The sequence below is a fragment of the Coriobacteriia bacterium genome, assembly GCA_003149935.1.
In the GTDB taxonomy this organism is placed as follows: domain Bacteria; phylum Actinomycetota; class Coriobacteriia; order Coriobacteriales; family QAMH01; genus QAMH01.
Map to the genome: position 1 here is coordinate 1 of QAMH01000002.1, position 16,459 is coordinate 16,459.

Annotated in this window: 12 protein-coding genes; 7 read left to right on the forward strand and 5 right to left on the reverse strand. The window is 60.0% G+C overall.

Annotated elements, in window-relative coordinates; genetic code table 11:
* Both DBY20_00315 and DBY20_00320 read right to left on the reverse strand, forming a co-directional pair.
* A partial coding sequence (locus DBY20_00315) for an anaerobic ribonucleoside-triphosphate reductase (GenBank protein ID PWL80183.1) occupies window positions 1-369 on the reverse strand: 369 nt, incomplete at its 3' end.
* Window positions 370-962: 593 nt separating this feature from the next.
* Complete coding sequence (locus DBY20_00320) at window positions 963-2,300, reverse strand: NADP-specific glutamate dehydrogenase (protein PWL80184.1); 1,338 nt, start codon at window positions 2,298-2,300, stop codon at window positions 963-965.
* A gap of 200 nt (window positions 2,301-2,500) precedes the next feature.
* On the opposite strand from DBY20_00320, the gene DBY20_00325 reads away from it, so the two are divergent.
* The 7 genes from DBY20_00325 (at window position 2,501) to DBY20_00355 (ending at window position 11,337) form a co-directional block, all read left to right on the forward strand.
* Window positions 2,501-3,835 carry a hypothetical protein gene (locus tag DBY20_00325; GenBank protein ID PWL80185.1) on the forward strand — a complete coding sequence of 445 codons (1,335 nt, stop codon included), beginning with the start codon at window positions 2,501-2,503 and terminating at the stop codon, window positions 3,833-3,835.
* Between the two features lie 6 nt (window positions 3,836-3,841).
* Complete coding sequence (locus DBY20_00330; protein PWL80186.1) at window positions 3,842-5,125, forward strand: hypothetical protein; 1,284 nt, start codon at window positions 3,842-3,844, stop codon at window positions 5,123-5,125.
* A 46-nt stretch (window positions 5,126-5,171) separates the two neighbouring features.
* Window positions 5,172-6,608 carry a dicarboxylate/amino acid:cation symporter gene (locus DBY20_00335; protein ID PWL80187.1) on the forward strand — a complete coding sequence of 479 codons (1,437 nt, stop codon included), beginning with the start codon at window positions 5,172-5,174 and terminating at the stop codon, window positions 6,606-6,608.
* On the forward strand, window positions 6,373-7,425 hold the full coding sequence (locus DBY20_00340; protein PWL80188.1) for a hypothetical protein: 1,053 nt from the start codon (window positions 6,373-6,375) through the stop codon (window positions 7,423-7,425). The genes DBY20_00335 and DBY20_00340 overlap by 236 nt, the downstream gene beginning before the upstream one ends.
* A 232-nt stretch (window positions 7,426-7,657) precedes the next feature.
* Window positions 7,658-8,521, forward strand: coding sequence for a molybdenum ABC transporter substrate-binding protein (locus tag DBY20_00345; GenBank protein ID PWL80189.1), 864 nt, complete (start codon window positions 7,658-7,660; stop codon window positions 8,519-8,521).
* A gap of 177 nt (window positions 8,522-8,698) precedes the next feature.
* A complete protein-coding gene (modB, locus tag DBY20_00350; GenBank protein PWL80190.1) occupies window positions 8,699-10,228 on the forward strand; it encodes a molybdate ABC transporter permease subunit in 1,530 nt (509 codons plus the stop codon).
* Entirely contained in the window at window positions 10,225-11,337 is a 1,113-nt protein-coding gene (locus tag DBY20_00355; protein PWL80191.1) for an ABC transporter, read from the forward strand. The genes modB and DBY20_00355 overlap by 4 nt, the downstream gene beginning before the upstream one ends.
* 56 nt (window positions 11,338-11,393) lie before the next feature.
* Here the strand turns inward: DBY20_00355 and DBY20_00360 are convergent, their stop codons facing one another.
* Genes DBY20_00360 through fdnG form a run of 3 tightly spaced genes read right to left on the reverse strand, consistent with a single transcriptional unit; the run spans window position 11,394 to window position 16,440 of the window.
* Window positions 11,394-12,296: a polysulfide reductase gene (locus tag DBY20_00360; GenBank protein ID PWL80192.1), complete on the reverse strand. Its 903-nt coding sequence runs from the start codon at window positions 12,294-12,296 to the stop codon at window positions 11,394-11,396.
* A 14-nt stretch (window positions 12,297-12,310) separates the two neighbouring features.
* The gene (locus DBY20_00365; GenBank protein ID PWL80193.1) at window positions 12,311-13,273 is read right to left on the reverse strand and encodes a 4Fe-4S ferredoxin; all 963 of its coding nucleotides are present in this window, start codon (window positions 13,271-13,273) and stop codon (window positions 12,311-12,313) included.
* Window positions 13,243-16,440 carry a formate dehydrogenase-N subunit alpha gene (gene fdnG / locus DBY20_00370; protein ID PWL80194.1) on the reverse strand — a complete coding sequence of 1,066 codons (3,198 nt, stop codon included), beginning with the start codon at window positions 16,438-16,440 and terminating at the stop codon, window positions 13,243-13,245. The genes DBY20_00365 and fdnG overlap by 31 nt, the downstream gene beginning before the upstream one ends.
* Window positions 16,441-16,459 lie beyond the last annotated feature (19 nt).

Here is a 16,459-nt window from a genome sequence, read left to right on the forward strand (position 1 = left end):
AGGGTTCTTGTTGGAGTTCTCCTGCTTGACTTCCTCGTTGTTGCACTCGATAAGCGTGAGGATCTTGTCATCGGTGGTGTTGCTCTGACGCTTGAGGTTCTGGAGATAGCGGTAGATGATGTACTTGCGCGCGACCTCGAACTTGTCGAGCGCCATGATCTCATCCTCGACCATATCCTGGATTTCCTCGACCGAGACCGTGTGGCCTGCGGCCTTGCAGGCATCCTCGACGTTGAGGGCCGCATACTCGATTTGGCGCGCCGTCAGACGCTCGTCTTCGGGAACTTCCCCGTTTGCTGCTTCGATTGCGTTGGCGATCTTCGAAAGATCGAAGACTGCCTCCGAGCCGTTTCGTTTGATGATTTTCATGTTTCCCTCATGTCCCTCGTGTTCGAGTTTTTGTATGCAACGTTTTTGCGTGTGCAAGTGTGATTGCTCGATTCAGAATAGACCATATCTTGTGTTTGGGACGCCTGAAAATCCACAATATCTTGTGGATAAATTAGCTTGACATCACAAGATTTGGTATTTTCACAGGTAAAACGTATCAGGGAAGTAGATAAGCAACCTGTAACAGCTTGAAAAAAATTTCGACGAAATCCACCAACGGAAGCTCGAGTATCTTGGTCATTTACGGCGAAATAATAAGTTCCACAACTGACTAAGATATTTGGGCGTTTGAAGAATCTTGTTCGCTGTCGTGGATAGCTCATATTTTGCACGAGGCGAATCACGTAGAAAATCCGCAAGTTCGCGGTCAGAACACATCCTACCCGTGTGACCAACTTATAGGGCCCTAAAAAGGAGGGAAGACAATTGTCGCCGGAGCAGTTTTGTCTTGAGAATGAGGCAGTTGCTCTGAGCAACTGCCTCATTCTCGCCCCGGAACATTTCCCGTTTCAAAAAGAAGGGGGGGATGACGCACGCATCTCCCCTTCCCGCAAATCTCTATGGTGTCGTGACTAGACGATACCCTGGGCCATCATCGCGTCGGCAACCTTGAGGAAGCCCGCAATGTTCGCACCCATGACGTAGTTGCCCTCGTGGCCGTACTCGCGTGCGGCATCGTCAGCGGCATGGAAGATGCCCTGCATGATGCCCTTGAGCTTCGCATCGACCTCTTCGAAGGTCCAGGAGAGACGCTCGGAGTTCTGGCTCATTTCCAGGCCGCTCGTGGCAACGCCACCGGCATTGGCGGCCTTGCCCGGGAAGAACGCGACGCCGTTTTGCTGCAGGTACTGAGTCGCCTCGAGCGTAGTCGGCATGTTCGCGCCCTCGGTGAGAATCTTGCAACCGTTGGCGACAAGGTTCTTGGCATCCTCGATATGCACCTCGTTCTGCGTCGCACACGGCATGGCGATGTCGCAGGGGGTGACCCACACGCCGGCGCCCTCGTGGTATTCGACGGTCGCATGGTCGCAGCGCTTCGCGTACTCGCTCAGGCGACCGCGCTCGACTTCCTTGATCTGCTTGACAAGTTCAAGGTCGATGCCGGACGGGTCGTAGACCCAGCCCGTGGAATCGGACATGGTGACGACGGTCGCGCCGAGCTGCGTGGCCTTCTCGCAGGCATAGATGGCGACGTTGCCCGAACCGGACAGGCACACCGTCTTGCCCTTGTAGGAATCGTTGTTGCAGTTGAGGTACTCCTCGGTGAAGTACACGGCACCGTAGCCGGTTGCCTCGGTGCGAGCCAGCGAACCACCGTAGGAGAGGCCCTTGCCCGTGAGCACGCCAGTCCACTCGTTGCGGATGCGCTTGTACTGGCCGAACATGAAGCCAATCTCGCGCGCGCCCGTGCCAATGTCACCAGCCGGGACATCGGTATCGGCACCGATGTGACGCTGCAGCTCGGTCATGAAGGACTGGCAGAAGCGCATGACCTCACCATCGCTGCGACCCTTGGGATCGAAATCGCAGCCACCCTTGCCGCCGCCCATCGGCAGCGTGGTGAGGCTGTTCTTGAAGACCTGCTCGAAGCCGAGGAACTTGAGGATGGAGAGGTTCACGCTCGGATGCAGGCGCAGGCCACCCTTGTAGGGGCCGATGGCGCTGTTGAACTGCACGCGGAACGCACGATTGACCTGAACCTTGCCGTCGTCATCCACCCACGGCACGCGGAAGGTGATGATGCGCTCGGGCTCGACGATGCGCTCGAGCAGACCGGCCTCCTCGTACTCGGGATGGGCTTCGATGACGGGCTCGAGAGATTCGAGAACCTCGGTCACGGCCTGGATGAACTCAGGCTGGTCGGCGTCCTTTGCCTTGACCTGTTCGATAATGCGCTGTACGTAACTCACGGTTTTCTCCTTGTCTATGACGGGACGCGTGCATTATAGGTTTTGAAGTTCCCATAACGTTGCCGAATTAATGAAATCGAAACATTCGCGACACTACCATCGGATGGCAAACTGGACGCGTTATGGCACCCCGCATGTGCCATATCATGCAAAACTTGACACGCATGCTCAGACACGTGAAGTGACAGAGGACGGGGATAATGTCATCTGTCACCCGAGACCAGACAAAAGTGCTCCGGCGACAATTGTCTGGTCTCGCATCTGTCTGGTCTCGCCGTCCCTCGAGCATCATCCACCGTGGTAAAGTAGCAGAACATACGTTTTGGGGAGGAACCATGAGCCTGCTTCAATCTAGCGACGAATACTGGGAGTTCCTGGGACAGTGCACGCGGTGCGGACATTGCACGCAGGCCTGCGAGTCGCTCACCATGGCCGACATGACGCTCGGTGACATCGCCAAGGGTCTGCTGGATGCCCAGCGCAATGCCAGCTCAGCCGAGGAGCTTGCCATCGAGCTCGCCAGCAATCCACAGCTTACCCAGGCGGTGCGCAGCTGCTTCTTCTGCACCACCTGCAAAAACACCTGCTTCGCGCACAACAACGTCTCCGCCCTCATATACCACGCGCGTGACGACTACCAAAAGCTCGGTCTCATTCCCCGTGACACCTACTCGAGCGTCGAGGTCGATCGTGAATGGGATATCTTCACCGCCTATCGCGCCATCTACGGTATCGACCTTACCGACCTCACGCGCCATATCGAGACCGCGAACCATGACGCCGCGACGGACTGCGAAATCGCGTTCTTCCCCGGCTGCTCGCTTGCAGCCTACGCGCCCGAACTCACGCGCGAGATCTTCGAGACGCTCGACGAGTTGGGCGGCAAGGCGACGATGATCGACCATTGCTGCGGATCGCCCCTCAAGAGCGCCGGCTTCTTTGACCGCGCCGAGGCGCTCTGCGACCGCAACTGCGCCGAAATCGCCTCTTCGGGAGCCCACACGCTCGTCTGCGTATGCCCTGGCTGCAAAAACGCCATGCAGGCCGCCCTCGACCGCAATGGCATGGACGTGCGTGCCGTGAGCCTCTCGGCGTTCCTCCTCGAGCACGGCTTCACGCCCAAGCATCCGCTTCCCGAGGGGAATTACTGCATGTCCAAGGCATGCCAAGACCGTGATGGCAGCTGCTTGGATGCCACCCTGGAGGTGCTCGGCCTCGACGGAGACACCGTCGAAATCTTCCACGGCTGCTGCGGCGCCGGCGGTGCGGTCAACTCGTTTGAGCCCGACCGCGTGGACGGCCAGACCGAGCTGAAGCTCTCCTTCGCGCCCGAGGGTTCGACCGTCGTGACCATGTGCCCCACTTGCACCTATACCTATGCCTTCTACCTGATGAACCACCCGCGCGGGCTCGGCAACAAGCACTATGCCGAGCTGCTCTTCGACACCCAAATAGATTGGGACCTCGTCTACGCGCAACTCTCGGGCATGTGGACGGGCGAGTACGGTCCGTGGCTTTCGCAAGTCTTCGCATAGAAGGGGATGATGAGCATGAACGCACATGAGATGACAGACGCGGCTCCCGTTGCCATCATCGGCTTTGGCGCTGCTGGCTTCAACACCGCCGTCGGCTTGCGAACGAACGGGTACACGGGCCCCATACGCGTGTTTTCAGACATCGAAACGCTTCCCTACAGCCCCATACTCACTTCCTACTACGCGGGCGGAGAGCTCGATTACGAGGAATGCTTCCCGTGGAGCCAGGCCGAGATCGACGAACTCGGCCTCGACATCGTGCAGGAAGGTCCCGTCATCAAACTCGATACCAAGGACCATCTCGTATATACGAGCCAAAACTCCTATCCGTACTCCAAGTGCGTCATCGCGTCGGGCTCCGTCCCCACGCCCGTCGGCTTCCCACGCGATTGCGGCTATGCTCCCCTCATGCTCAGGACCATGGACGACGCCGAACGCCTCAAGGCCGCCATCACTAACTCCGGCTGCAAGCGCATGCTCGTGAGCGGTACTTCCATGGTCTCTCTCAAGACGGTCGAGGCGTGCCTCAACCGCGGCGTGGAGGTCACGCTTGTCGGCATCATGGACCACGTGCTCGACATGAACGCACTGCCCCAGGCAGCCGAGCGTTTCGAGCGGGGCCTCGTCGCGCAGGGCGTCACCCTCAAGCTCGCCAACCCCATCAAGGCGGTCGAGGTCATCGATGATGCCACCCACCCCCTCGGCCGTCGCCTCGAGGTCACGTTTGCCGATGGCGATGTCGAGAGCTTTGACGAAATCTTCGTCGCCCACGGCATGCGCAACAACCTCGGCTTCGTCGAGGAAGGGTCCCTCGCGATGGATCGTGGCATCATAGTCGACGAGTTCATGCGCTCAAGCGACCCGGACGTCTATGCCGCCGGTGACGTCGTGCAGGCGACCGAGCTCATCAGCGGCGAGAAGCGCATCGTCGGCATCTGGAAGAACGCTGCGCTCCAAGGCGCATGCGCAGGCCGGGCAATTGCCGCCGAGCTTGCCGGCAACGAGCCTTCACGGCCCTGTCTCGAATCGCTCGCGATGAACACCATCTGCGTACGCGAGACGCTTTTCATCTCAGCCGGCACCATCATGCTCGATGACAATAGTCGCGTGGAGACGGAAGTCGACGACACCATGACCGTCGTGCGCATCTTCGAGGGCGACGGCGACACGCGGCGCCTCATAGGCTTCAACATCGCATGCGATGTAGACGAGCCAGGCGGGGATGCCTACGACCTGGGCGCCATGCTCACCATGCGCATACGCGAGGACTGCTCCCGAGCGGGGAAATGAGACACTTGCTCAGAGCAAAGTCTCGTTTTGCAGAGAAGGATGAGAGATGACCGATAAGAAAGCCCGTCGCTTCAACCTGACCACGTGGATACTCATATCGCTTGTCGCGGGCATCATCGTGGGCCTCGCGTGCAGCTATCTCATTCCGGCTGGCTCACCCGCCGATGACATCTTCATCGAGGGCATCTGCTATGTCTGCGGCCAATGGTTCGTGCGCCTCATGCAGATGCTCGTCGTGCCACTTGTCTTCTGCTCGATCGTCTGCGGCGCGGCGTCCATGAGCGACCCCAAGATGCTCGGAAAGGTCGGCATCGGCACCATCGCAATCTACCTGCTCACCACGGCGCTTGCCGTCGTCATCGCCATCATGCTCGCCGAAGTCTGCAAACCGGGCATGGGGCTTGACATGGCAGCCGTCGTCACCGTCGAGCCAACCGTGACGACGACCGAGCAAACCTTCGCCGACATGCTCATCAACATCATTCCCAAGAACGTCGTGACGGCGATGAACAACGGCGACATGCTTCCCATCATCTTTTTCGCCCTCATGCTCGGCTTCATCTTGGGACGTCTTGGCAAGAAGGTCGCCACGGTCAATCGCTTCTTCACGCAGTTCAACGCCATCATGATGAAGATGATCGGCGTCATCTTGCGCGTCGCCCCCATCGGCATCTTCTGCCTCATCACGCGCACCTTCTGCAATCTGGGCATCTCGGGCGTACTGCCCATGGTCAAGTTCATCGGCACCGTGTACCTCGGACTTGCCGTGCAGCTGCTCGTCGTCTATATGCTCATCCTCTTCATCGGCACGCGCCTCAACCCCTTCCACTTCCTGCACAAGTTCTGGCCGGTCATGGCATTCGCGTTCTCCACGAGCTCGAGCAACGCCACCATCCCGCTCAACATGGAGACGCTCGAGAAGAAGATGGGTGTCGATAACCGCGTCGCCTCCTTCACCATCCCGCTGGGCGCCACCATCAACATGGACGGTACCGCCATCATGCAGGGTGCCGCCGTCGTCTTCATTGCCCAGGCATTTGGCATTGACCTCACGTTCGCCGCACTCGTCACCGTCGTGCTCACGGCCGTGACCGCCTCCATCGGCACGGCCGGCGTACCCGGCGTGGGCACTATCATGCTCGCCATGGTCTTCGACTCCATCGGGCTTCCCGCCGAGGGCGTCGCAATGATCATGGGCATCGACCGCCTCCTCGACATGGGTCGTACTGCCATCAACATCACGGGCGATGCCGTCGTCACAACCGTCATGGCGAACTTTGTCAGATTGCTCGACAAGGACGTGTACCGCAACAAAGACTACGGTGCGATCAGCGAGTCGGAGCTCGATGCGCCGACCGATCCCGTCGATTATGATGAGTTTACCGAACATGGCGATCCCACCGAGGTCGGCGAGCAGGGAGAGCCTGATCGATTCAAGGACATGGACTACCCACGTGTCGGCAAGGGAGCAGATGATGAGTAACTACCAAGTTGAGGACCTGATCCTCGAGCATGACGAGAAACGCATTTTCGGTCGCATCTATCTTCCCGACGAAGCCGCGAATGGCAAGCGCGTGCCGCTCGTGATCTGCGCCCATGGCTTCGGCGGCAACAACGAGTCCTGCGAAGCCTACGCACGCGAGTTCGCAAAACGCGGCTATGCGGCCTACTGCCTCGATTTCTGCGGTGCGGCTAACTCCAAATCGAGCGGCGATACGAGCGAGATGACCATCTTCACCGAGCAGGCTGATATGGAGGATTCCTACACGGAGCTTGCAGAGCTCGGCTACGTCGATCTCAATAACGTCTTCCTCTTTGGCATGAGCATGGGTGGCGCCGTTGCCGCACTTGCTGCCGCAAACAAGAGCAACCTCATCAAGGGTCTCATTCTGCTTTATCCCGCCTTCAGCATCCCCGGCGACGTACGACGCGCGTGGCCCAATCGCGATGAGTTTCCCGAGAGCTTTGGCATCTTCAACGCCGAGGTCGGTCGTGCCTTCATCGAGGCAATCTATGACTTCGACTTTTACGAGCACATCACCAAATACGCCGGTCCCGTACTTATCTTGCACGGCATGAGCGACGACATCGTCGCATCGGGCTATTCCGTACGCGCCGTCAACATCTACCCACGCGCAGATCTCGAGCTCATCGGAGAGGTCGGTCACGGCTTTACGGGCGGTGCCTTCAAGTACGCCGTACGCAAGATCGTCGGCTTCCTCGATGAAGAGGCCGATCTTCCCGACGAGTCAGGCCTTAACGGCGACCTGAACTTCAAAGGCGGCGGGATGTTCGGCTAAGCACAACGCGGGCTTGCTTTCGCACCCGATGAGACACATTGGACAGGTACATCTGTCTCATTGCATGCAATGAGACAGATGTACCTGTCCAATGTGTCTCATTCGCCATCGACCCGTCACCGAAAAGTTTATTCATCAGAAAAAATAATAATTGCCAAATTTATATCCTGCTGTAAATATAATCTCATTACAGAACAGTTATCTGTTCGTGAAGCACAGCAAGGAGGATTTCATGAGAAAAAGCAAACTCGCCAAGGTGCTGACATGCGGCGTGGTGGCCGCGGGCCTTATCGCCACCCTGGGCCTCACGGCTTGCGGCGGTTCGAACGCGAGCTCGTCGGCGAGCTCGAATGTGGAGTTGCAGGTCTTTGCAGCTAACTCGCTTTCCAAGGCCATGGACGAAGCCCAGGAGCTCTACACGCAGCAGACGGGCGTGACCTTCGCCGACACGCAGTACAAGGCATCCGGCGAGCTCAACGAGATGCTCAAAGCTGGCTCCTATGCCGACCTCGAGATTACCGCTTCCAAGGGCACCATGGATACGGCGGTGCAGGAAGGCTACGTGGATGAGTCCACGCGTACCGACATGTTCACCAACGAACTCGTCATCGTCGCCAAGGAGGACTCCGCCCTTCAAGATGTCACCCTTCAGCAAATCGCCAGCGGCGACCTCACCGTCTGCGTAGGCGATGACTCCGTTCCGGCCGGCAACTATGCCGCCCAGGCACTTTCCACCGTTGGCGCCTACCAGCCGCCCGCAGCTGACGCCAGCAAAAGTGGCAAGGACATCTCTGGCAAGGGCGGTCGGTACGTGGGCATCACCCCCATCCTGCAGACGTCGGTCGGCAACGTGTGCAAGCAGGCGGAAAACGGCGATGTTGACGTCGCCATCGTCTACAGCTCCGACGTATACCGCTTTGGCGGCGTGAAGGTTGTCGGCATCATCCCCGATGACACCCACAAGGCCATCGTCTATCCCGGTGCCGTGTGCAAGGACTCCAAGAACGCGCAGGCTGCCAACGACTTCATGCAGTGGTGCATCACCGACCCCGATGCCCAGAAGATCTTCCAGAAGTGGGGCTTTGACCTCTCCTAATCCATAGGAATCATTGCTGCGGCGCGGATGACCCATCGGTTATCCGCGCCGCTTGCGTATAACCTCGTTTCAGATTATTTGCAAAGGCATATAATCCTGTTATCCCATCAGGAAAAAGATTGGCAGTCGCACGGAGACGCCCTGTCAATCCCTTCGAGACGACAAGGACTGGCACCCATGGTTCTGGGGAGCTTCATACAACGTGGGCTTGGTTTCATGCTTGCCCTTGTGCTTGCGATCACCGCGCTCTCGTGCGTCATGCCGTGCCCGGCAGCCGCCACCGATGACGAGCTCGGCAGCGTGGACAGCCCTGCCGTCGACAACGCAGGCGAACAGCAGACCGTCAACGGGGTCACCGTCTCCGCCGAGGGGGACAGCGCTCTCATCGAAGGATGCAGCTTCGGCATCAACGATTTCTACCGTGCCCAGGCCGGCTCCAACAAGGCGGTCGGCGACAGGTACTGGGGCTATAACTACTACATCGGCACTGAGCCTGACAATCTCTCGGTCATATCAACCGGCGATTACGCCGTGGTCTACATTCCCAAGGCAACCCAGGAGGCCTTCGGCTTCCTCTACGATAACCACAACGACCAGGATTACATCAAGCGTTACTTCACCGCCTTGGACGACGCGAACGCGAAGGGTTCCTCGCGACTCTCCAACGTCTCCAAATGGTATTTCACCGAACAGCAGTCCTTCGAGGTGAATGGCGTCGTCTTCAACTTCGATCAGGAACTCGACGAAGGGCGCTACTACGCCTACATCATTGGCTCTGATGGCAGCGACGTGACCAGCAAGGCAAGCAGCAACCAGGTCAGACTCGACTTTGCCGACTTCGCTCGAGCCGTGCCGCCCTCGGACGTGCAAATCGTCCAGGCGAGCACGGGCCTTGCATGGCTTGCAAACTTCCTCGCGACCATGGACTACAGTCCGCTATGGGTTACCTTGCGCACGACGCTCATCGCCATTGTGTTCATCTTCATCCTGGGTCTCGCAGCCGCCTACTTCACGATGCGCATCTCGCCGCGCGCTCAGTCCATCTTCGACGCGATCTTCACCATCCCCATGGTGTTGCCACCCACGGTCTGCGGCTTCTTGCTGCTCCTTGCCTTCGGTCGTTCCACGCCCGTAGGCCAGTGGTTCATCGACGTGGGATTCCCCCTCGTCTTCAGCTGGCAGGCAACGGTCATTGCAGCAGTCGTCGTAGCCTTTCCGCTCATGTACCGCAGCTCGCGCGGCGCCTTCGAGAACCTCGATCCCAACATGCTCGATGCGGCGCGTACGCTCGGCTGGTCGAACCTGCGCATCTTCTTCAAGCTCATGCTGCCGCTTGCCTGGTCCTCCATCGCCGCGGCTACGGTGCTCGCCTATGCGCGTGCATTGGGCGAGTTTGGCGCGACGCTGTTCCTCGCGGGCAATTACGCAGGCGTCACACGCACCATCCCCATCGCCATCTACTTCGAGTGGATGAACGGTAACACGGACATCGCCATCTTCTGGACCATCGTCATCATCATCTTCAGCTTCATCGTCATCATGTTCATCAACCTGTGGTCGAGCAGGACGACAAAGTACCGTCGCAGGCAGACAAGCAAGAAGAAGCACGGTGCAGACCACGGCACGCACACGCCACACCTGGAAGGCGGCCTGGAGTCCGCCATCGCGACCGAAGACGCCGGACTGCCCGAGGGGGCGCGCTCATGAGCCTGCAGATGGACTTCAGAAAATCCCTTGGCGATTTCTCCCTCGACGTGAGCGTCGAAGCCGGTATGGAGACGCTCGGCTTCCTCGGTGCCTCGGGTTGCGGCAAGAGCCTCACGATGCGCTGTATCGCGGGTATCGAAACGCCTGACGAGGGACGTATCGTCGTGAACGACACCGTCTACTTCGACTCCGCCGCAAAGGTCAACCTGAGTCCCCAGCAGCGCAAAACGGCTTTGCTCTTCCAGAACTACATGCTCTTTCCCAACATGACCATCGAGCAGAACGTAGCAGCAGGCATACCCAAGACGGTGAGCAAGGGTGATCGTGACGCCATCGTCACGACCGAACTCAGGCGCTTCAGCCTCGAGGGCTTTAGCAAGCGCTACCCCGCCCAGCTCTCCGGTGGCCAGCAGCAGCGCGTGGCTCTTGCACGCATGCTCGCGGCACGGCCCGGCATTCTCATGCTCGACGAGCCGTTCTCCGCGCTTGACTCGCATCTCAAGAGTGTGCTCGAGCAAAACCTCGTTGACCTCTTCGAGGCCTTTGAGGGGACCATCCTCTACGTGAGCCACGACATAGACGAAGCGCTGCGCTTCTGCGACCGCATCGCCGTAGTCGATGACGGTCACATACTCGAGATCGATTCGAACGACGAGCTCGTGAACAACCCGCAATCCGAGGCGGCCCTCAAGCTCTCGGGCTGCAAGAACACCACGCCCGTCATCAAGGCCGACGAGCACGCCGTGTGGGCGCCCAAATGGGGCGTGCGCATCGAGTGCGAGCGGGAAGTGCCCGATGACGTGCGATTCCTGGGCGTGCGCGCATTCTACCTCGAGCGCGCGAGCGGGCCGGGCACCAACAACTACCGCGTGCGCGTCGACCGCATCAGCGACTCGCGCTTCGAGCGAAGCGCGCTACTCGGCTTCCTCGACCGCGACAGCTCGTTTGCGCCGGCTGTCGAGCGCAGCGATGACGAGATGAGGTTCTTGCACCAGCACCTGTTCTGGCGCATCGACAAGCTCAAGGACGGCCCGGAGGTGTGGCCCGAAATGGGCGAGGAGCTCTGGGTGCACCTTCCGCAGGAGAAGATCTACCTGGTGAGCAGATAGAACGTGCCAGGGGCCAGACCCCTGGCACGTCAATACCTTGCGTATTTCGCCGGCTCCTAGTGCGGGTGCGCCACGAAGATGATCCAGTAACGCTCCCAGATTCCCGCAAGCAGGCAAATCGCCCCGGCAACGGCGACTCCGATGGGCCCGAAGAAGCAGGCCGCGATGGCGCAAATGCCCGCGATGCCGTAGACGATCACCGCATTGAGCGCGAGGCGGGCCTTGGAATACATCAGCGAGGCACGCTCGTGGATGTTCATCCACACCAGCGCATAGGTGAAGCAACGGAACACGATGAGCACGACGAACGGGATGACGAGCGCCTCGACGGGAGCGAGCTGCCCGAGAACGAACGAGAGCACGATAAGGAGGCCCATTCCGATCGTGAGGGCATCGCATACCACCCAGCAGGTGAGCCAGCGGGCTCGCTTCACGCCCGGCTGCGACGTGCAGCTGAAGGCGACGCCCTTGTAGCAGATCACGGCACACGAGGCGATGAGCGCCAGGACGGCGAAGAGGCGGAAGAGCACGCCGAGGACGGCGGCGACCTCGAGCGGCAATCCTATGGTTGCCAGCAGCGCGAACGTCACCCAGTAGATGACGAGCGCGATGAACAGCATGATCGAGTAGAAGATCAGGCCCACCACGCCGACCGACAGGGGGGCCGTCGGGTGCATGACGCGCATGGCGTGCAGGAACCGGAAGTGATCACCGAGGTCGGCGACGAGCAGCATCAAATCGAAGATGACGATGAGAAACGCGAGCGTCAGCGCAATGGGCAACACGGGACCGAAGATATCCGGGGCGATGAGCCAGGTGATCATCGTCACGAACATGAACCCCGAGGTGAGGTTGTTGAAGAAGAGGTCCCATACGATGATGTTCTTCCAGTCGGGAAAATGAACTATATCGTGCTGTTGATAGGCAGATGGCTGGCCTTTGACCCATGTTCTATCCATGTCTGTCTCCCCTCCTACAGCAAGCAAACGATAATCGCGATCGTCGCGATCAAGAGCGTTCCGATGGCGTTGGCGTAATCCCCCACCATGAACCGCACGGGCAATTTCGGCTGATTGGGCAAGCCGTAGACCGCGGGCTCGTCCATCAGCAGGTAGAACGAATTGAGCGGCTTGTAATCCTGGAACGGGTCAACACCGTAGAGATTGGCCTTCTCGAAGCCCTGCTCGTGGAGGGTGGCGAGTCGCGCACGCGCCTTCTCGACCATCTCCTCGCGCGGCCCGAACTGGATCGCGGTCGTGGTGCATGCCGTGGCGCAGGCGGGCTTCAACCCGTCACGCAGGCGGTCGTAGCATCCCGCGCATTTCATGGAATGCCCGGTCTCCTCGCTCACCTCGGGAACGCCAAACGGGCACGCGGCCACGCACATGCGACAACCCATGCAGATGTCGGTCTGGTAGTAGATGCCGCCAAACTCGTTGCGGATGATCGCACCGGTGGGGCATGCTTCCTGGCAGGGCGATTCCTGGCAATGCTTGCAATGGTCGGACATGAAGAGCCACTCGCCTTGCTTCGGCTCGTTGAGCAGGTCGTCCATCGCCTTGGGGGCCGGCTTGTCCGTCTCGTTGACCTCCGAGAAGCGCTCGATGAACTTGACGTGACGCCAGCTCTCCGACGAGAGCACGCGCGTGTTGTCGTAGCTGTTCTTCGACCACTGGATATCCGTGGTCTTCAGCATGTTCCATTGCTTGCATGCGACCTCGCAGGCCTTGCATCCCGAGCAGACGGAGGTGTCGGTGAAGAAGGCCATCTCGGTTTGCGCCGCACGCGGCTCGTGGCGCTTGAACAGGGCGTAGATAACGTCGATGCGATGGTTCTTGTGCGGTTCCTTCGCATCGTACTTCCTGTCGGAAAGCTTGAGGATGTTCAGCGGATTCAGATTCATGGCTAATTCCTCGCTTCCGGTTGAGCCGGCCACGGTGTCTCGGGTATCGGCTTGTCGAATATGGGGTCGTACTTGAGCGGACGGGGATCCAGCCTCTTGATGTCTGAGGGGTCGCCCTTGGTGATGCGGACCGTGAAGCCCTTCGATGCCGGAATCAATCCGTCAGGTGCCATGATGGCGGGGCTCAGGTCGTTGGTGATGTCGCTGACCATGAGGCCCTTGTATCCCGATGCGACGAAGGTGCCCGCGATGGTCGCCTTCTTCCCGTAGACATCGCCGATGCGCAGGCGCGGCGTCACCAGGACGGGAATCTGCAGCTTGGCTCGCGCGCTCTCGACCGTGACGTAATCGCCCGTTTCCACGCCGATGCTCTCGGCTTGCTCGGGTGACAGCTCCACGAAGCGCACCGGTTGCAACCCGACGAGCCAGGGGATGTTGCGCGTCTGCGCACCCGACAGCCAGTGCTCGGTCACGTGATAGGTGGTCATGATCGTCGGGTAATCCAAATCCCCCGAAGGAGCGATGGGATTCTCGACGTCGTCGACGATGTGCAAGCCGGGGTCGCGCGTCTGCTCCCAGAGCTTGTTATCGTAAGGAGACTCGGTGGTCTCGTAGTAGATGGGCATGGGCCCTTCCTTGATGCTGTAGGGCACGAAGAGCCACGCCTTGCCATCCGAATGGGCACCGAAGGGACAGTCGCCGGCAAGCGCCATGTCGCCGGTGGCACCGGGCTCTGGCTTGTAACTCGGCGGCTTCTTCGCGTTGAACTGCGGCTTGTCGTAGCCCACCCACTGCTCGAGTTCCTCGTCCCACCAGACGAGCTTCTTGCGCTCGGACCAGGGCTTGCCCTCAGGGTCTGCCGAGCAACGGTTGTATAGGATGCGGGAGTTCTCCGGCCAGGTCACGCGATAATCCGAGAAGATCGAGCCGTTGTATATCTCGCCCGTCTCGACGCGGTTCATCAGGTTCTCGCCATCGGGGCCGAGTATTCCCGATAGCAGGCGGCACCCGCACACGGTGGAACCGTCGTCCTTGAGGGTTCCCGCGCCTTGGCAGACGGAGCCATCCTCGACGTTGAACCCGTTCATCTCCTTGACGATCTTCATCATGTCCGGATCGCCCTCGACGCTGGTCAGCTCGAACTCCTGATCGGTCTTCGTGGCGGCGTAGACCGGATCGTAATCCCAGTACAGCGCACGCATGCCCGCATCGCGCTCCTTATCGGACGCGTTTGCCTTGGCCTGCAGCCTCTTGCCCAGCTGGTAGATGTACCAGGCATCCGAGTGGGCATCGCCGGGCGCCTCCTGGAGGCGCTCGTGCCATTGCAGCAGGCGCTCGGTGTTCGTGACCGAGCCGGTCTTCTCGAGGCAGGTGCATACGGGCAGGTAGAACACCTCCGTGAGGCAATCCTCGGGTGCGGGACCGTCTGGGTCGGCGTACCAGACCGAAGCGCTCTCGTTCTCGAAGAGGTCGCACACCACGAGCCACTTGAGGTTGCGCATGGCATCGCGACTCCAGCCGGTGTTGGGGTTCGTCACCGCGATGTTCTGGCCGAACACCACCATGCCGTCCATGCCGCCGCGCAGCGCCTTTTCCATCGAGACGGTCAGCGACTCGTTGTCGCTGAGCTTCGGAAGCCACTGGTAGCCGTATTCGTTATCCTTCGTGGCGTTCTCGCCGTAGTATGCCTTGAGCAGGCTGATCATGTAGTTTGGCAGAGCCGCCCACGATCCGCGCTCCGTTTCCAGCTTCCACATGCCATCGCTCGTCTTGTCGAGCGCCCCGCTGAAGCCATGCCCGTTGGCGAGATAATCGGCCAAGGTGGCGTTTCCGGGATGGGCTTCCGGCTGGGGGATGTAGTTGGGCAGGACGTTGAACAGCGTCGGGACGTCAGTGGCGCCCTGTACGTTGGAGTGCCCGCGCAGCGCCAGGATGCCGCCGCCCGGACGCCCGATGTTGCCGAGGAGCAGCTGCAGGATCGCCGCGGTGCGGATGATCTGGGTGCCGCTGGAATGCTGCGTGAAGCCGGTCGCGTAGCAGAACGCCGTCGTGCGATCGCGGCCCGAGTTGCGGCCGATGAGCTCGCCGACCTTCACGATGTCTTCGGGGCGGCATCCGCAAATCTCGGCCACGACCTCTGGCGTGTAGTAGCTGAACTGCTTCTTGATGAGCTGGAACACGCAGTGGGGGTCTTGCAGCGTCGGGTCTTGCTTGGGTTGCCCGTAGCTGCCGTCGGGGTTCATCTCGTACTGGTAGTCCCAGGTCGTCCCCGCCTTGGCATACGATTCGGTCTCCGGGTCCCAGCCGTTGAAGAAGCCGGTCACGTCATCGAAGTTGAAGCCCGGGTCGATGAGGGTGGCCGCGTTGGTGTAGTGGATCACGTACTCCTTGAACCAGTAGTCATGCTCGAGGATGTAGTTGATGAGACCGCCGATGAACGCGATGTCGGCACCGGGACGGGTGTGGACGTAGTGGTCGCATACGGCAGACGTGCGCGTGAAACGCGGGTCCACGTGGATGGTGACGGCGCCGCGGCGCTTTGCCTCCATCGGCCAGTGAAACGCCACCGGATGTGCCTCGCCCATGTTGGAGCCCATGATCAGGATGCAATCGCTGTGGATGAGGTCGCGCGGCGGATTGGTGCAGGCGCCGAACCCGAACGTCGGCGAGAGCGCCGTAACGGTCGTCGAATGACAATAGCGAGCGGAGTTCTCCGTGGGCAGTATGCCCAGACCTCCCGTGAAGAGCTTTCTGATGAGGTAACACTCCTCGTTGTCGTTGGCGGAGCCGCCGATGAAGCCGACGTTCGTGGCGCAGTTGACCGTCATGCCGTTTTCGTCCTTCTCGACGAACCCGTTGTTGCGGGTCTCCCAGATGCGCTCGGCGATGGTGTCGAGCATCCAGTCGAGGCTCTTCTCCTCCCACGCAGCAGAGCCCGGCGCGCGATAGAGCGCGCGCGTCTCCCTGTAGGGATTGCGGTTCAGCATGAACGTCGACATGCCCTTCGGGCACTGGCGCCCGGCGTTGATGGGAGAACGGGGGTCGCCTTCGACCTCGATGAGCTCCTTGTCCTTGTAGAAGGCCAATTGGGAGCATCCCACCGCGCAGAACTGGCATACCGTCGTGCCCCGCTTCGCTTCGCGCAGCCTGGTGCACTTGTGGACCGTGCGGTCACTTAGAACGTCATTCACGTGAGCCATGGTCGTACCCCTTTGCTCT